The sequence below is a fragment of the Mycobacterium sp. genome (assembly GCF_036273375.1).
Classification (GTDB): Bacteria; Actinomycetota; Actinomycetes; order Mycobacteriales; family Mycobacteriaceae; genus Mycobacterium.
Genome location: NZ_DASUHS010000038.1, coordinates 1 through 2,030 on the forward strand (window position 1 = coordinate 1; position 2,030 = coordinate 2,030).

A 2,030-nucleotide genomic window follows, 5' to 3' on the forward strand; every position below is an offset into this window, starting at 1 on the left:
AAAGGCCGTCGCAAAAGTTCGCTCCCGTCACCCTACAGTGCAGCGAGGCGCCTTTCGATCCATTCAGGCGTGATGCCTGGCAGAGTTTCGAGCTCAGCACGCGCTTCTGCTTTCGTCTGAGTGATGCAGGGTATCACGGCGGGCGTCTCGCCGTCTTCGGGCTGGCAGGCAAATTCGAGGCGAATGCCGTTAGTCTCTAACGACCTAATTCTTGAGACTTCCTGCACAGATTTTTCGTTTATGCGAGCGCCGGGATGATCACGGTTTGAGTAACACGGCAGAGCGCTGCAGTAGCGCCACGGCCAATGCGAGTGAGGTAGTAGCGATAGGTTCCAGCGACCCGCTTGATCACGCCGAGGTCGCGGAGCCGGCGAAGCTGGCGTGAGAGGCGATCGGGAGAGAGTTGGTCGAGCAGTGGGAGCAGGTCGGCGCGGTGGATGCCGGCGATGTTGACCCGGGGGTTTTGTAGCGCGTGCAGCAAGGCATTATCGACCGGGTCAAAGAAGTTGATTCCCTTGAGGGTCTTCTGCTCGACGGTGCGCGGCTTGGTGAGCCGGTCGAGGGCACGGACACCGGCCGAGAAGTCGTCGAGCGCTGCGAGGTGCGCCAGATAGCGGCGGTTGCAGCCGAGCATGATCTCACGTAGGTCAATCAGGCTGTAGATGGTCTTCTTGACGGGGGCGAGGACCCGCGTCGGCGGCCCCTGCCGATGTTCCACCTTGCGGTGGTGCTTGAAAAAGGAGACGTCGTTGATTGTCGTCTCAATGCGGAGCACGCAGCCGTACTTGTCGTACATCTTGATCGAGGAACTGGCGAAGCGGTGTTTGATGCAGGTCCCCTCGATGCGAGTGGAAAACTGAGAACCGATTTCCTGGGCCAGTTGCGGGCTGATCTGACGGCCGAGAAAGCTGGCGATGTGCTCCGCCTTGACGCTTAGCACTGACTCGCGGGCGAGATGTTGGTAGAGCGGCCTGAGCGTCCCGACTGAGCGGAACACCAGGTCGGTTGCGTACTCGACCTGCATCAGGCTCCAGTGGTAGGATTGCCGGAATACGTCGAGCACCGGGCAGCACTGCGCGGCATAGCGGTCAAGCACTAGGTGCAGCCGGTCGGGCGACAACCGGTCGGCCAGATCCTGAGCGCGTTGCCAGTCATCGATACGAATGAAGGCATTGTCGGCGGCGGTGAAGCCGATGCCTTGTGCCATCAGTTGACGCGCCAGCCAGCTGTGACCATTGCAGTAGAATTGCAGGCGGAACGGTGCCCATGTCGGCACCCGCAGATAGACCAGGCCAAGCTCGGGATCGATGAAATAGAAGTAGTAGTGTAGGCACTTGCCGCTGTCCGGCCGCACGAAGGTCTTGTGCGTCTGCTTGTCATGCCACGGCTGGTAGGCGCCGCACGCCTCCATCGCCGAGATGACATGCACCAGGCCGGGGTGTTCGCCACGACGTTTCAGCACCTCCGCCACGACCGCTTCCTTGCGGATGTGGCTCTTGGCGATGTGTTCGATCGTGATCCCCGCCTCCGCTGCCAGCGATGCCGCCCGCTCGCGCACGCGGTCGCGCAGCGTCGAGGCAAACTGCGGGTAATCGAAGATGCGAACCCCGATCGCGTAGAGAAACTTCGTCATTCCCGCGGCGTAGCACACCGTGGGAAGCGTCCCGGTCACCACCACCCGGTCGTAACAGGACAGCACGCCGGCGATCCGATCGTCATAGCGCTCCACGAGCGATCCCGTCATCTGGCTCTCGACAGCTTTGCCACCGGGGGACGATGCTATCCCCTCTTTGGTTCCGGCTCTGCCGGCTTAGGATGAACAGCCCCGCCACCAACCGGGTCGGCAGGCCGGGCTGACCCGGCCCCGGCGTGCAGACGCTGGCAAAGCGCCGATCGAGAAACCCCCAATCGATCTCGCGGGCCAGCCGCACCAGCGGATGGCCCAGATCGACGATCTCTTCCAGCGCCGGCCGTAACAGATCTTTTGACGATCGTCCCGTGGTCTCGCCACCGCGTCCCCCAACGCCTAC

General features: G+C 62.3%; 2 protein-coding genes and 1 pseudogene. 1 reads left to right on the forward strand and 2 read right to left on the reverse strand.

Features of this window, described 5'->3' with window-relative positions:
* Positions 1-200 (forward strand): hypothetical protein (locus VFW69_RS04030; protein WP_526498421.1); only part of this gene is annotated, 200 nt, incomplete at its 5' end.
* A 38-nt stretch (positions 201-238) separates the two neighbouring features.
* On the opposite strand, the gene VFW69_RS04035 is transcribed toward VFW69_RS04030, so the two are convergent.
* Positions 239-1,744, reverse strand: coding sequence for a hypothetical protein (locus VFW69_RS04035; protein ID WP_526498423.1), 1,506 nt, complete (start codon positions 1,742-1,744; stop codon positions 239-241).
* Positions 1,745-1,763: 19 nt separating this feature from the next.
* Positions 1,764-2,023: pseudogene (locus tag VFW69_RS04040) on the reverse strand (transposase); the annotation flags it as partial.
* Between the last annotated feature and the right edge of the window lie 7 nt (positions 2,024-2,030).